The sequence below is a fragment of the Bacillus sp. E214 genome (assembly GCF_008087365.1).
Classification (GTDB): Bacteria; Bacillota; Bacilli; order Bacillales; family Pradoshiaceae; genus Pradoshia.
The window spans coordinates 624,788-641,102 of the sequence record NZ_VENN01000001.1; the positions used below are offsets into that span (position 1 = coordinate 624,788).

Consider the following 16,315-nt stretch of genomic DNA (forward strand, 5'->3'; position numbering starts at 1 on the left):
AGAAACTAAGCTCTGAATTTTGATAAACGTAAACTATCATAAGTATCAGTCATTTCAAATACAAATGATGTGAGTAAGAACTCTTTAATGTTGTGTTTTGTGCTTTCGTTACTCCTGCTATCTACAAACAAGAACCACGCAAGGTAGTTATCTAAATACTTTGTAGCCACACCTTTAAATCGGTCTATCCATTGTTTCATACGAGAATGGAGACCATTTACATTTTGAATGTGATACAAGCCCTTGATAACGTGCTTACCATCGTTTGATTTAATTCTGTAATGTTCAATTCCTTTCTCTTTAGCATAGGTTTTGTAGGCTCTCCAAGCGTCTGTAACAAGTACATTATTCGGTGTCAGTTTAGAACCTATCATATTTTCTACCTTGGTTTTAACAACACGCCCCATACAAGCTACTTTTGATACAGTTGCTTTGGTGCGGTCTCTTGCGACAAGAACACAAACTTGTTCGTGGCTTATTCCTCTATGCTTAGATTTGCCACCTCGCTTACGAGGTTTTCGTTCTGTAATGCCACGTTGTCCTTTTTGAGAGTATAGGAAATAGGTCTCGTCAACTTCGACAATACCTTCGAATTGCTCAAAATCCAATTGTTTTAATGCACTTAACAATTTGTGTCTCCAATAAAAAAGTGTAACCCAAGTAACCCCTACAATTTCGGCAGATTTTCGCAGAGAATAGCCTTTAAACATACAGTCAACAAACGTAATCCATTCATCACCTTTACGAGTACGATATAGAACAGTGTTTGTTGTATCAGTAAATGTTTTACTACAACACTTGCAACGATAGCGTTGACGACCATTGTGTTTTCCAAATCGAACAATATGTTCAGATGCACAATGAGGGCATTGAAAGCCTTCTTTAAAACGAGTTTCTCGCATTTCATTGATTAGGCGACCACCGACAGAGGAAGAAGGTTCAACGTAGCGTTTTACCCATTGAAACACTCGTTCTTTTTCTGTATGTGACAAATTGCCGATATGTTTTAATAGATTACTGAACGCTTTGCTCAACCTTGTCGCCTCCCGAATGTTTGTTCTAATGGTAATTATACAAACTTTTCGGTAAGGTTTCAAATATCAACATTTACCTTTAACAGAGCCAAAAAATAAAAAGAAGGGGGAAATCTGAGATGACAGCTATTTTGAATGCGGAGAAACTCAGCTTTAGCCGTGGCAAACAGGTGATTTTAAAAGCAATGGATATCTCTTTGGAAACTAACCAATTTACCTGCTTGATTGGTCCGAACGGTACCGGAAAATCTACTTTACTGCGCTTAATGGCAGGATTGCTAAAGCCACCTGCAGGGTCAATAGCCTTTAAGAATCATGCTCTCTCTGAGATGACTACTCTTGAAGTGGCCAAAGCAATCACCTATATGCCACAAAGCACGGTCCTTGACTATGAATTTACAGTGAGTCAGGTAGTACTTATGGGAAGGCATCCGCATCGGAAGAAATGGCAATTCTCACAAAAAGATGATAATCAATTGGCAGAGAAAGCGATGAAACAAACAGGAATTTATCATTTAAGAGACCGTTATATCACATCCCTTTCAGGAGGAGAACGTCAGCTTGTTTTCTTAGCTAAAGCCATCACTCAGAATTCTGAGGTTATTTTGTTGGATGAGCCAACTTCAGATCTGGATATTTATCATCAGGTCCAAATTGCCGAGGTCATCCGGGAGCTTGTAAAAGAGGGAAAGGCTGTCTTCGCGGCCATCCATGATATTAATTTAGCCACTCGCTATTGTGATCGACTCATACTTATGGGAAATGGAGAACTCGTTGCAGCAGGGGAACCCGAACAAGTCATTACGGATCTTAACTTGATGCGTATTTTTAAAACTCATACGTATACATACAATGATTCCTATTTTGGAAAAAGGCAGATGATTCCTTATGCCATAGATATAAAAGGGGAGGCATGAAGAATTCGTGTGCGATGGCCTTCTATGTGAAGGCGTCGCGGAGTTACCATTATTTCATACTAAAACCTAAGTTTTAAATAAGGGGGAATGAACCTTGAAAAAAGACTGGCGTTACTCCAGTTATCCATTCATGAGAGAAAAAAGCTGTTTAGTTGATTATGAGATTCGCACTGATACTTTAACTACAAGGCTTGGAGCTGTTTTCCCGTTATTGACTGAGAAAGAGCAAGCAGTCATTGATGACCTTCGTAAGGTTCAAGCGCTATGCTATCATGTGAACGGTTCTGTGCGCGGAAAATTGGCGATAACTGAAGCAGATTTACAGTGGTTGAGTGATAGATATGATTTTTATGTTGAGAAAACAGGGGAAAAGGTAAAACAATTCGTATTACCGCAAGGAAGCAACGCTGCATGCGCACTTCATGTCGTACGCAGTGAGGCCAAGAAATCCTATCGTGCCCTGCATAAAGTTAGTGAAGAGCGAGAAGTGCTAGACATCTTATTTGATTTCCTAGGATTGCTCGCAAATGTTTGTTTTGTGATGGCTGTTTATGTAAATCAGGTGAACGGCATACAGGAAATTCCTTTTGTCAGTAAATCATATGCTGTGAAAAAGAAATGAATGTTTAAGCCTACATCTAAAATAATAGAGTTAGATAGATCTTGTTATCCATTTTTAATGAAGAGAGAATGTATGATTTGATAAAAAGAAAAGCACGATTCTTTCATAACCAAAGAAAGAATCGTGCTTTTTTATGGATGAAAAGAGGACACATTAGTAGGGAATGTAATTCTAGCCATGTTACGATTAAGTTATATTAAAAAGAAACAAGCAGAAGTAAAATTTGAGTTTAATTAAACCGGAAACTAAATACTTTAGGAGTGTTGCCACCGTGCTGGATAAATTTAAACAGAAATTTAACGAAATAAGTAAAAATGGAGTGACCGTTCCTATTAAGCCAGTAATGTTAGAACAACTAATAAAAAGACAGTCTGGCCAAAAAGATATAAAAGTAGAAATAACAACAGGCCACTTGAATATTCGCGGTACAACAGATAAAAATATTTCATATATGATAAGTCTGAAACCTATTCATATGGAAAAAAGAATGATTATTTTTGAAATTGAGAGTTTGAATCCTACTGATATGAATAAAGATGAAATTAAAATACTTAACAGTCCGCCATTTTCAGATTCTACAAATCAGACGGTTAAAATGGATTTTAATTCCTGGGATATCGTGAAAAAGATACCTGTTGGAAAAATTAAATCGTATGAGATGAATGATGGGACAATCAAGTTAACATTATCATTATAAGAAGAGCGAGGATTTCCGTAAAAGTACGGAAATCCTTTTTTTTTGGACCAAAAAGATTATACGCAGCAGCTATTATAAACAGAGATACTCAAAATCATTCATATACTTCGCACTGGTTATGAGGTAGAACAAGTTTTGTGTATTTGCCCGTTTTTATGTTACTTTACGACTAAAATAATTAATAAGTATTCGTAAATCAAAATGTGTAATTAGATTATATTTAAAAATAGAATTATTGGCTGTGGAAAGTGGAGAGTGAAAAAAGGAAAATGCCAGAAACCAACTATTACTGTAAGTTAAAAATATAATATGAATATGGAAATTCAGTTGATAAAAACGTTATGGAATTATTTTGAAGTTAAAATTATTAATTTATATTAAATTTTCAAAATATTTTGCTATTTTTATTTTAGGTGTGTTAATATATCTAAATACTAATATCTCCAATAAAGGAAGGATGCAGAAAAAAGAAAACATAACACCTTTATTTTTCAGAATATTTAATTAACTACTAAGGGGCGATGGGGATGAAGAGAAAAGAATATATTATTGATCGAATGTATAAGGCATCTACGGGAATCGCAAATGCCGTTTTAGTAACATTAGGAATCGGTCTATTATTCGAATCAATTGGGGGTTACTTTGATTGGCAAATATTCCTTACTATTGGAGGAGCGGCAAAGGTCTTGCTTGCGCCTGCTCTTGGTGCAGGGATTGCCTATCAGCTTGGAGGTAACTCATTAGTACAATTTAGTGCAATGGCATGTGCCTCTGTTGGTGGAGCCGCTATTCAAAAAACAGCAGAAGGTGCTTTTACGATTGTCACTGGACAACCTATATCAGCTGTATTGGCTGCACTCATCGCTACACATATAGGCAAGAGGATGGTTGGTAAAACAAAATTGGACATTATGGCAATTCCGATTACAGCTATTTTTATTGGTGGGATTTCCGGAGTTGGATTAGCAGCGGTGACAACACCATTACTAACAAGGATAAGTGCACAAATTACAGCTTCTGTAGAAGGCTCTCCTTTAATTGGATCGATTGTCTTATCCTTAATATTTAGTCTTTTATTAATGACCCCAGCTTCATCAGCTGCGCTTGCGATTGCTCTGCAGTTGGACCCAGTATCAAGTGCAGCAGCCTTGATTGGCTGTACGGTACAATTTGTAGCCTTTACAGCAATGAGCTATAAAGATAATGATTTAGGTGGCTTTCTTGCACAATCAATCGTGACACCAAAGGTACAGTTTCCAAATTTGATAAAAAACCCAATCTACATTATACCTGCGTTTACGGCTGCCGCAATTGCTGCGCCAATAGCTACGATGGTCTTTGATTTTAAAGTACCGTATGAACTAGGCGGGATGGGGCTAAGCTCGTTGATTGCACCGATAAACATCTTAGCTAATCAAGGGATGGGCATATTCCTCAACTATGTAGGAATAGGGATGGTGCTTCCTGTTATGATTGCTCTTGCGATTCACCGCCTCCTAAAAATGGCTGGAAAGGTTAAAGCAGGTGATCTTCATCTTGAAGTTCAATAGTTGTCTGCTTTGTCTCTTTTGAAATATTGACTCAGATAGGGGTTTAGGTAAATCATACGAAGAAGAGAATCTATTTTGATAGAATGTGTTAAAAATGAACCTAAACAATGATGAATAGAGAAAGTTAGTTCTATTTTCATTTTATTGAACATATAAAAATTTTACGTGGTGGGTAGATGGTTTCTGTATGATGCAGAGACCATCTTTCTTCGTGTACAGAATGATAGCTTAGTTGCTTGTTGATTTAAAATATAAAGTACTTCAGTTTACTTAAGTACAAAGAATGTTTCAGGTGGGCCATGAGTTTAAGAATATGGCTAGAATATTTCACGATTATTCTTTGGGGGATAATATGTCTTCGTAATCAATAATCAGATTATTGTTGGGGTGAAAAATATCTCCATTATGTAAGAGAATTCTGCAATATAGTAGCAGATACATATAATTAATGACATTTGTATGTTGATGGGCAACTTTCCTTCTGTCAAAGAGGACTTATTCAAGAATTACGGATCTTTTTGGTAAGGTAAAATGATTCAACTGCCTGAAAATCTTCTTTCGTGTATTTTATATGAAGGTATAGGTATAAAGTCCATATTTCTGAATCATATTCTTCTAAAAATAGGAAAACGTAAACTGTTCTTCAGAAAGCTAGTTTACTAGAATGGAAGGGTGTAATTATGAAAACGATTACATATATGAATTTATGCAATCGTTTGCCTACTAAGAGAAGAATGAAGGAGGAGTGGAAGATGTCTGTGAGAAAGAAGAGAATTATCGCGTGGCTAGGCACATTTTGCTTGTTATTGACAATGCTCCCTCAGCTAAGTGCAAAAGCAGAAGATGGAAACACGGAGATTGTCATCCATTATCAGGAAAATGATGATGCAAAGGATTGGAATCTATGGGTATGGCCTGAAAATGGAGAAGGTCATGTCGAACAGTTTGAGGAAGAAGATGCATTTGGAAAGGTTGCGAGATTTACACTGGAGGGACTTCATGAGCGGGTTGGCTTTATTATTCGTACTGATTCATGGGAAAAAGATGGAGGCGACCGTTGGATTGAAGGAATAAAGGATGGAAAGGCGGAGGTGTGGATTATTTCAGGAGATGATGAAGTGTACTATTCAGAACCAAACAGTGAGCCGAGCATCAAAAAGGCAGCGATGGACAGCTTTACAGAAATCACTGTCACGACAAATAATCCACTTGATATAAACAGAACAGTGATTGAGCTTGAAAATGCACCCATTCAAGCAATTATTCCTGAGGAAGGGAATAACTCAGTAACAAATAAGTTTACGATAAAAACAAACAAGAAGCTTGATGTGCGTGGAAGCTATGCCGTGAGAATTGAGGGCTATGGAGAGCGGGCTGTTGAGATAGGAGGAGTGGTGCGGACAGAGGAGTTTGATCGCCAGTATTATTATGGTGGCAATGATCTTGGGAACACCTACTCACGTTTTTCGACCAACTTCCGTTTATGGGCTCCAACAGCTCAAGAGGCAAAGCTCGTTCTTTATGAAAATTGGAATGATCCTAAGGGCAAGGAAATTACGATGAAGTCGGATAAAAAGGGGACATGGACGGCTAAATTAAAAGGAAATCAGGATGGTCTCTTTTACACATATAAAGTGAATATAGGTGGGAAATGGACAGAGGCTGTTGATCCATATGTAAGGGCAGCGTCAGTCAATGGTCAAAAAGGAGCCGTGATAGAATTAGCGAAAACAAATCCGAAGGGCTGGGATAAACATAAGAGACCAAAGTTAGCGAATCCAGAGAGTTCAATTATTTATGAATTGCATGTACGCGACTTGTCCATCCAGTCAGAAAGCGGAATTAAGCAAAAGGGGAAATATTTAGGCGTTACGGAGAAAGGTACAAAGGGACCAAATGGGCTTCCAACCGGTCTTGATCATATACAATCATTGGGAGTAACTCATGTTCAATTTTTGCCAATCTATGATTATAAAACAGTAGATGAAACAAAGCTTGACGAGCCACAGTATAACTGGGGGTATGACCCACAAAACTACAATGTACCGGAAGGGTCTTATTCTACCAATCCCTATGAACCTAAAGTGAGAATAAAAGAACTGAAGCAAATGATCCAAACGCTCCATAAGGAGGACCTACGTGTAGTAATGGATGTTGTCTACAACCATATGTATGATGCTGCAGAGTCAAACTTTCAAAAGTTGGTTCCTGGCTATTACTACCGCTACAACGAGGATGGTACATTGGCCAATGGTACCGGTGTCGGCAATGATACTGCCTCCGAGCGAAGAATGATGCGTAAATTCATCGTCGACTCCTCAAGCTATTGGGCGAAGGAATATAAACTGGACGGATTTCGATTTGATTTAATGGGAATCCATGATGTTGAGACAATGAATGATGTAAGGAAGGCTTTGAAGCGTATTGACCCATCATTTATTATCCATGGGGAAGGTTGGGATTTAAATACTCCGCTTGCGGCTGACATAAAGGCAAATCAGAAAAATGCTGAAAAAATGCCTGGCATTGCTCATTTCAATGATGACATTCGAGATGGACTGAAGGGCAGCGTATTTGAAGAGCAGGATAATGGATTCGTAAATGGAAAATTGAATATGGAAGATCGGATCAAAAAAGGCATCATGGCCGGTCTTGATTATGATAATAACCAGGCGACATACCGTGATCCGGAACAGGTCATCACTTATGTAGAAGCACATGATAATCACACCCTTTGGGACAAGTTGGAATTGACGAATCCAAATGCAAGTTATGAAGAGAAAAAACAAAGACATAAACTGGCCTCGTCTATCATTTTAACTTCACAGGGGATCCCATTTATTCACGCCGGACAGGAATTTATGCGAACTAAGTATGGAGACCATAATAGCTATAAATCCCCAGATGAAATTAATCAATTAGATTGGAAACGGAATGCAGAATTTGTGAATGAAGTGAAATATATGTCGGGGTTGATAGATCTTCGTAAAAACCATCCAGTATTCAGGATGACGGAGGCCAGCGCAATAAAGGATAGTATTCGCTTTTTGGATACACCGGTAAATACGATTGTCTATACGATTACTGAACCATCAAGAGGAAAGCAAAATGGGAGCTATTTTGTAGCACATAATGCCAACACAAATGATGTTGAAGTTGTACTTCCAAGAAACGCTGTATGGAATGTACTCGTTAATGCGAATGAGGCTTCCTCGAAACCCATATATAAGCTGAAAGGGGATAAGGTAATTATTCCAGCATTAAGTACGGTTGTGTTTCAAGAAAGGAATAAATGGAGTAAACATAAAGAAAATAAATAGAAAATCGATATGGTAGGAACTCCTCTTTAGGATTGAAGAAGGAGTTCTTTTTTTATAAATAAAAATAACAATACTAATATTAGCATAGAAGAATAGATGTATTAGCTACGGGAATCTAGAAACTAATGAATTGATTATCGGTACATAAGTTATATCAGCGCTTTAAAAGCAAATAAAATATTATACATTTCTGAAAAAAATTTGAATTATATTTATTTGTCATTTTTTTTAAAATAAATGTAGTACATCATCTTTAAAAAACAATATTTTAAATCTTTCCATAGCAAACATTAAAATAAAAATTTCTTGATGGAATTAGCTTTTTCTGATTTTTGAGAGCAAAGAGATGATCTCTGACGGATACATCGATTACCCATATCCATATAATAATAGATTGAGGAGGAATACTAATGACGATTTCCGTTCCCTCTTGCGTATACGATATTCAAAATTTTGGTGCAGTAAATGATGGTGAGACAATTAATACAGTAGCTATAACTCAAGCTATTGAAACATGTTCAGAAGCAGGTGGAGGCACTGTTTACATACCTGCAGGTGAATGTTTAACAGGGGCAGTGATATTAAAAAGTAATGTTCATTTATATATAGAAGCTGGAGCTATCCTTAAGTTTACGACAGATATTAATGCATATCCGATTGTGAATTCTCGGTGGGAGGGAACGGAACAAGAAGTTTATGCTTCCTGTATTTATGCAGAAAATGTTGAAAATGTCTCGATAACCGGTCACGGTACAATAGATGGTAATGGTGCATTTTGGTGGGAGGTTTTCCGTAGGAAAGAAAATCAATATCCAAGGCCAAAATTAGTCAGTTTTGATTCATGCAAGCGAGTCATAATCTCTGGATTGAAAATGATTAATTCTCCGAGTTGGACTGTCAATCCAATTTGTTGTGAGGATGTCACAGTCAATTTGGTTACGATTGTAAATCCACCGGATTCTCCAAACACAGATGGCATAAATCCAGAATCATGTAGAAATGTGAGAATTTCAGATTGTCATATTGATGTAGGAGATGATTGTATCGCGATAAAGGCTGGCACAGAAGCGACAGACAAACGTATTCCTTGTGAAAATATAACGATTACGAATTGTACAATGATACATGGTCATGGAGGCATTGTACTAGGAAGTGAAATGAGTGGGGACATCAGAAATGTAACTGTGAGTAACTGTGTGTTTGAAGGAACTGATCGCGGTATTCGGTTAAAATCAAGACGTGGCCGTGGGGGAGTAATTGAAGATATCAGGATTAACAATATCGTTATGAATAGGGTGATTTGCCCATTTATTGCTAACCTTTATTATTATTGCGGGCCACGAGGGAAAGACGAGTTTGTATCTGATAAAAAACCATATCCCATAACAGAGGAAACCCCTGTTTTCAGACGAATTCATTTTTCTAATATTACTGCTCGAGAAGTGAGCGCGGCTGCAGGCTTCTTTTTTGGATTAGCTGAGAAATATGTGGAAGATGTGACATTTAATCAAGTTTCTGTTGCAATGGCTAATGATGCTGAACCAGGGTTACCTGCAATGATGGAAGGACTGGAGCCAATGAAACAAGTTGGTTTCTATTGTTCTAATGTTAAGGATATGATATTTAATCAAGTTATCGTATCTAATCATAAGGGTCCGGCATTTTGTATTGAGAATGCTATCGGAATTGAAATTAAGGACTGCAGTTCGCGGACAGAAGAACCCAACTTATATGTTATGAAGAATGTTAAGTAAATATAATATATAAAACTTGTATTTGGATACAAATATTTTAAGAAGATGGTGTTTTACTAAACGCTCTCTCTTTTTATTGAATAAGGCATAAAAAGCTCAGGAAAACTAAATAAGAATAGAAATGACTTGCCTATTCTCTAATGTAGATATCATTTAAAAAGCCCTTTTGAAGTATGTTTCCAAATAGCCGTTTTTAAAAGAATACAATTATATACCTATTAAATAATCATTATATCAATTACGCTAAACTTAATGTAGGTAGGAAAGACAGGGAATGAAGGGGAAATATAATGGTGTATATGAAAATAATTGCTCCAGTTTTTGTAATTGCTATAGTAGGCGTACTATTGGCAGGGTATGGGGCAATAAATCCTCAGCCAATAAAACAAATAGATGATAAGGTGGAAATTACGTTTTGGGATGATAGTGAAGATCCGGACCGCATAGCTCTATGGGAAGAGTTAATTAAAAGGTTCGAGGTAGAAAATCCAACAATCGAAGTGGAATACATCGCCCTGCATAAGGATTCAGCAAAATCGAAATTTGACTCAGCAATTGCTTCAGATGATACACCAGATGTAGCAAGTGTCTATACGAGCTGGCTTCCCGAGTTTAAGGATCGAGATGCTTTACTTCCATTGGATTCTTACTTTGAAAACTGGAGTAAGAAAGAGAAGATAAATTCAAAAGCTATTCAATTTAACCGAAAAATAATTAAAGATAATCTATTATATGGAATTCCATACACACAAAATCTTGATATATTATGGATACGTTCGGATTGGTTTGAAGAAGAAAATGTGAAAATACCGGAAACGTGGAATGAGTTTTTTCAGGCGGCTAGAAATATGACAGATAAATCAAAAGATCAGTTTGGTTATTCTATTCGTGGCGGTGTTGGAGGTTCATTCCAACTACAAAGGCTGATGTATGCTTATTCAGGTATCGGGGAGTATATCAAGGATGGGAAGAGTACAATAAATAATCAAAAGCATGTAGAATTCTTAAAGGATTATTTTGCATTATACCAGGAATATACGCCAAAAAGTGATATAGCTAATGATTATAATGCGTTAATTGCTGGCTTTGATGCTGGGCGAGTGGCGATGATTCAGCATAATCTTGGTTCATATGGGGATCATATGAAATTATTAAAAGACAATCAATTTCAAGTAATTCCGGTGCCGAAATCGATGGATGGAAGATTTGTAGTTGAAGGGGGAAACACGATTGGTTTAAGCATCTTTAAGGATACAGAGTATCCGAAAGAGTCATGGGAATTTGTTCGTTTTATCAATTCAAAGAGTGCTCAAAGCTATTGGAATCAAGTCGTTGGTCAAATTCCAACCAACTCAGATGTATTAAATGATAGCTGGGTAAAGGAATCGCTTCATATAAAGAAAGCAATTGAAATTTATAATGACCCAGAAACGATTATTTACGAACCTGCCTTTTATCTCCCTGAATATCGATCCATTCTTAATTTAATGGTAGATTCAGGTATTCAATCAGTGTTAAGCGGAAAAAAGACTGTTGAAGACTTCTTAGATGAATGGGCAATAGCGATAGAGGATGCAATGAGACGGTACGAGAATAAATATCCGGTTCAAACAAAGAGACCAGATTGAAGTCAATCTGGTTTTTCTTTGTCATTATTGCTAGGTATTGTTTGTAGAAGGATTATCTAAAGAATTAAAATACATTAATATATTTATCAAAAATCTAAAAATCTTTAATTATTTAAGAAAGCGGTTTCAACTATAATGAAAGCATGAAAGGAGGAGGAGAAATGGGTGTTCTTGAAAAAACGAATGAAACCGCTTTCGAAAGGGAGGGACCAGAGAGGAAGAAGCGAAAAATAAAAAAAGAGAAACTTATTCCTTATCTATTTTTACTCCCATCATTGCTTTTTGTTGCTGGTTTCTTATTTTATCCAATTGCAACAGTTTTTTATTACAGTGTTCAGCACTATGATATATCAGCACCCTATTATAACGGATTTGCTGGTCTTGAAAACTTTGTGAATATTTTTACAAACGATAAATATTTCTTACCAAGTCTATGGAACAGTATTAAGTGGGTTGTAACAGAAGTTGGTTTGCAATTGACCTTTGGAATGATTTTAGCCTTACTATTAAATCAAACTTTTAAGCTAAGAGGACTTATACGTGCTATCGCCTTTGTTCCCTGGGCAATCTCTGGTGTTTTAGCTTCTGTAATGTGGTCTTTAATGTATAACGAGCATATGGGGGTTATCAATGATTTGCTCATGAGGTTTGGGATTGTAGATGAACCGCAAGCATTCTTAGCAAGTACTTCCACGGCGTTTGCATCTGTTGTAATTGCAGAATTATGGCGAGGAATCCCATTCTTCGCAATTACATTATTGGCATCATTACAAAGTATTCCTGAAGAATTATATGAAGCTGCTCGGGTTGATGGAGCAAATAGATGGAAAACACTCATTTTTATTACTCTACCGCAATTAAAAAATACAATTATTTTAACAACCTTACTTAGAGTTGTTTGGGAGTTTAATAACGTAGACCTTATCTTTAACTTAACAGGTGGAGGGCCGTCTCACTCAACTACCACACTGACAATGTATATTGCTGATCTTGCCGTACACGGCAGTAATTTTGGATATGGATCAGCATTAACAGTGATATCTTTCGGAATCCTATTCATTTTTGCTATCATTTATCTCAAATTATCACGCTATGAAAGGGAGTGATTTCTGAAATGTTGACAAATAAAAAGGTGATGGATAAGTTTCTATTCTTGTATCTGCCGCTAACTTTCATGTTGAGTTTTACAATATTCCCAATATACTGGACGATTAATACAGCATTAAAATCTGAAGGGGATATCATGAAACGCCCGTTGGAATACGTACCTTTGGCGCCAACACTAGATAACTTTGTGACAGCATGGAGCAGTGTCGGGTTTGCAACTTATTTTAAAAACAGTCTGATTGTCGGAATCAGTACTGTAATAATAGTAATCGTGTTATCTACATTATCTGGATATGCTCTAAGTCGTTACCAGTTTAAAGGGAAAAAAGGATTTCTATTAATGCTTTTATGTACGCAATTCATACCAAGGGCAATGATGATTATTCCACTTTTTATCATCTTTAAAAACCTTGGCCTAATCAGTAATCCGCTTTCACTCATTCTTACATATACAGCGGTTGAAATACCTTTTACGACGATTTTGATGACTGGCTTTATATCGAATGTCCCAAAAGAATTAGAAGAAGCTGCACAGATTGATGGTTGCAGTAAGTTGCAAGCCATTCGCTATGTGGTACTGCCGTTGCTGATTCCGGGAATTGTTGCCACAGCTGTGTTTACGTTTATCTATACTTGGAATGAATTCTTAATAGCACTCATGTTAACGAATCAACAATCAATGTTCACATTGCCAGTAGGATTAAGCTCAATGATGGGAGAGTTTAACGTGAATTATGGTGCATTAGCAGCAGGAAGTGTAATTGCTCTTATTCCGGCAGTCTTACTGTTTGCTTATGCTCAAAAACACCTTGTTAACGGTATGGGTGGAGCAGTAAAAGGTTAATATTAATTCATTTATGGGGGGATATAAAATGTTAAAATCTACAAAATCCTTACTAGCACTATTATTGGTAGTAGGTGTACTTCTTGCAGGTTGTAAGGGAGAAGAGGGAGCCACTGGAACATCAGGGGATGAAAAAGTTAAGATAACGTTTTGGGATGAGAACGCAGGACCAGAGCGTACGCCAATTTGGAAAGAATTGATTGAGCGTTTTGAAAAGGAGAACCCGAATATTGAAGTTGAATATGTAGGGATCCCAAATAAATCATCAAAATCGAAATACGATGCTGCAATCGCTGCTGATGATATGCCTGATGTAGGCTCAGTTCAAACAAGTTGGTTGCCTGAATTCTCTATACGAAATGCCTTACTGCCTCTTGATTCCTATTTTGAAAAGTCTGAGTTGAAGGATTTGATTAATAAAGGAGCAGTTGAGTTCAACAAGGACATTACACAAGATGGCAAGCTATACGGTCTTCCATATACACAAAACCTTGACATTCTTTGGATACGATCAGACTGGTTTAAAGAAGATGGCGTGAAGGAGCCTGAAACCTGGAATGATTTCTTTACAGCTATCGAAAAAATGACAGATAAAGAGAAACAACGCTATGGATACACAATCCGTGGAGGTGCGGGAGGTTCCTTCCAGTTGCAGCGTTCTATGTATGCTTATAGCGGAATTGAAAATTACTTTGATGAAAACGGAAAAGCGACTATTAATGATTCTAAACATGTAGAGTTTATTGAAAAGTACTTGGCCAATTATAAAAAATTTACACCAAAGAGTGATATCACAAACGGCTACAAAGAAATGATTGCTGGATTTGACACAGGTGTTGTAGCGATGGTGCATCATAATATCGGCTCTTATGGGGAGCACAAAAAGTCATTAAAAGACGGACAATATAAGGCAATCCCGCTTCCTAAAACTGAAGATGGAAAATACGTAGCAGAAGGCGGAAATGCAATTAACACTGCAGTTTTTAAAACAACGAAACATCCTGACGCTGCATGGAAATTTGCGGAGTTTATTAACACAGCTGAGTCCCAAAGCTATTGGAATGAGCAAGTGGGTCAAATTCCAACCAATTCAGATGTCTTAAAAGAAGAATGGGTTAAGAACAGCCATCATATTAAAGTTGCTTTCGATGTATACGATAACCCAGAAACTATTCTTTACCAGCCTCCTTTCTATTTGCCAGACTATCGTTCTATCCTTGACAATATTGTCGACCCTGGTACTCAATCGGTTATGAGTGGAGACATGACTGCACAAGAATTTTTAGATGAATGGGCAAAGGCAATTGAAGATTCACAAAAACAATATGATGGAGTATTTAAAAAATAGATGAATAAGTATGGGGTGTTGATTGCATTAACACCCCATTTATATTTATAAGAAGTAAAGAATTATAGATTGAAAGGAGAGTACATAAGAATGACTCATATTCAGGAAACAGTGAACCAGAAGGCGTTGATACTGGCTGAGAAAGCATGCCAAGCAATAATGAATACATACCAACCGGAGGAGCTCCCACCAGCTAATTCCTTTCACTATCATCAAGGTGTCTTTTTATACGGGATGTTACGTGTTTGGGAAGCCACAGGAAAAGATGAATATTTCGATTATATGAAAGCCTATATTGATAGTCTGATTGATGAAGAAGGGAATCTTTATTTTGCCAGGGATGAACTTGACTCTGTACAAGCTGGAATCTTGTTATTCCCTCTTTATAAAAAGACAAAGCATCGAAAATATATGATTGCTGCAAGGAAACTCCGCCAGTTATTAGAAACGATTAATCGAACGGAAGAAGGTGGATTCTGGCACAAAGATAAATATCCGTACCAAATGTGGTTAGATGGATTGTTCATGGCAGGACCGTTCATGTTGTTGTATAGCAAGAATTTCCAAGAAGATGATTTAATTCAAACGGTCCTTCGGCAAGAAAAGCTTATGAGAAAGAATATGACTGATAATGAAACTGGCTTGCTTTATCACGCTTGGGATGAGAAAATAGTTCAGCCTTGGGCGAATAGTGAGACAGGTTGTTCTCCAGAATTCTGGGGCCGTTCCATTGGATGGTATGGAACCGCTGTCATTGATTTGTTAGAGCTTTTAGGAGATAAAAAACGTGGACAGGAAGAACTTATTCCTTCGCTTCAAAAACTAATCCGATCTATTGCTGCATATCAGGATGAAAAATCAGGATTATGGTACCAAATTGTGGATAAAGGGGATCGTCAGGATAACTGGTTAGAGTCATCTTGTTCCTCACTATTTCTCTACTTCATTGCCAAGGCAATCAAACACGGGTATGTAAATGATTCCTATCATGCAATAGTCCATAAGGGATATAATGGTTTGTTAAAACTTATGGTTAAGGAAGAAGAAAGTACTTTGACACTAAGTGGTATTTGTATTGGTACTTCAGCTGGATTATATGATTACTATGTAGGTCGTCCAACTTCCGAAAATGATTTGCACGGAATGGGTGCATTTATTTTAGCTAGTATGGCTATATATGACCTTTCTAACTAGATTCGAACTTTTTACATCTAGAACTCAATATTTTCAAGTGACGTCAAGAAACCTTTTCTTATGTTGGAGTTTGTTCAACTTAGAAAAGGTTTCTATAAAATTTTGAAAGGAGGAAGGATAGAAGCATTTTGTTACGACTGGCAAAACAGGCTACATATAGTGGAAGTGGTTAGCGCAGGGAAAGGGATGAAATATGTAAATTGAAAAGAGAAAGAATTTAGATATTGTTTAAAATGATTTAGATTGAAGTGGTTGATTATAGATGGAGCGGTTTTGGTCTTAGTAAAACAATTTATTTAG

The 16,315-nt window shown here is 36.9% G+C and carries 12 protein-coding genes; 11 read left to right on the forward strand and 1 reads right to left on the reverse strand.

What is annotated here, in order from left to right; genetic code table 11:
• Positions 1 to 5: 5 nt before the first annotated feature.
• Entirely contained in the window at positions 6 to 1,034 is a 1,029-nt protein-coding gene (locus tag FHY47_RS02985; protein WP_148629618.1) for an IS1595 family transposase, read from the reverse strand.
• A gap of 119 nt (positions 1,035 to 1,153) precedes the next feature.
• On the opposite strand from FHY47_RS02985, the gene FHY47_RS02990 reads away from it, so the two are divergent.
• The 11 genes from FHY47_RS02990 to FHY47_RS03040 all read left to right on the forward strand — a co-directional run bounded on the left by FHY47_RS02990 (position 1,154) and on the right by FHY47_RS03040 (position 16,015).
• Positions 1,154 to 1,951 carry an ABC transporter ATP-binding protein gene (locus FHY47_RS02990; protein ID WP_066099802.1) on the forward strand — a complete coding sequence of 266 codons (798 nt, stop codon included), beginning with the start codon at positions 1,154 to 1,156 and terminating at the stop codon, positions 1,949 to 1,951.
• Between the two features lie 94 nt (positions 1,952 to 2,045).
• Positions 2,046 to 2,573, forward strand: coding sequence for a hypothetical protein (locus tag FHY47_RS02995; RefSeq protein WP_140461344.1), 528 nt, complete (start codon positions 2,046 to 2,048; stop codon positions 2,571 to 2,573).
• A gap of 271 nt (positions 2,574 to 2,844) precedes the next feature.
• Entirely contained in the window at positions 2,845 to 3,270 is a 426-nt protein-coding gene (locus FHY47_RS03000; protein WP_066099796.1) for a hypothetical protein, read from the forward strand.
• Between the two features lie 521 nt (positions 3,271 to 3,791).
• Positions 3,792 to 4,820 carry a PTS sugar transporter subunit IIC gene (locus tag FHY47_RS03005; RefSeq protein WP_395940459.1) on the forward strand — a complete coding sequence of 343 codons (1,029 nt, stop codon included), beginning with the start codon at positions 3,792 to 3,794 and terminating at the stop codon, positions 4,818 to 4,820.
• A gap of 752 nt (positions 4,821 to 5,572) precedes the next feature.
• Positions 5,573 to 8,140, forward strand: coding sequence for a type I pullulanase (gene pulA, locus FHY47_RS03010; protein WP_148629620.1), 2,568 nt, complete (start codon positions 5,573 to 5,575; stop codon positions 8,138 to 8,140).
• A gap of 410 nt (positions 8,141 to 8,550) precedes the next feature.
• On the forward strand, positions 8,551 to 9,894 hold the full coding sequence (locus FHY47_RS03015; RefSeq protein WP_148629621.1) for a glycoside hydrolase family 28 protein: 1,344 nt from the start codon (positions 8,551 to 8,553) through the stop codon (positions 9,892 to 9,894).
• A gap of 290 nt (positions 9,895 to 10,184) precedes the next feature.
• Complete coding sequence (locus FHY47_RS03020) at positions 10,185 to 11,522, forward strand: ABC transporter substrate-binding protein (RefSeq protein WP_140461346.1); 1,338 nt, start codon at positions 10,185 to 10,187, stop codon at positions 11,520 to 11,522.
• Between the two features lie 161 nt (positions 11,523 to 11,683).
• Entirely contained in the window at positions 11,684 to 12,628 is a 945-nt protein-coding gene (locus FHY47_RS03025; RefSeq protein WP_148629622.1) for a carbohydrate ABC transporter permease, read from the forward strand.
• 8 nt (positions 12,629 to 12,636) lie between these two features.
• Positions 12,637 to 13,473: a carbohydrate ABC transporter permease gene (locus FHY47_RS03030; protein ID WP_148629623.1), complete on the forward strand. Its 837-nt coding sequence runs from the start codon at positions 12,637 to 12,639 to the stop codon at positions 13,471 to 13,473.
• 28 nt (positions 13,474 to 13,501) lie between these two features.
• Positions 13,502 to 14,821 carry an ABC transporter substrate-binding protein gene (locus tag FHY47_RS03035; protein WP_066099773.1) on the forward strand — a complete coding sequence of 440 codons (1,320 nt, stop codon included), beginning with the start codon at positions 13,502 to 13,504 and terminating at the stop codon, positions 14,819 to 14,821.
• A 99-nt stretch (positions 14,822 to 14,920) separates the two neighbouring features.
• On the forward strand, positions 14,921 to 16,015 hold the full coding sequence (locus FHY47_RS03040; protein WP_375138408.1) for a glycoside hydrolase family 88/105 protein: 1,095 nt from the start codon (positions 14,921 to 14,923) through the stop codon (positions 16,013 to 16,015).
• Positions 16,016 to 16,315: the final 300 nt, after the last annotated feature.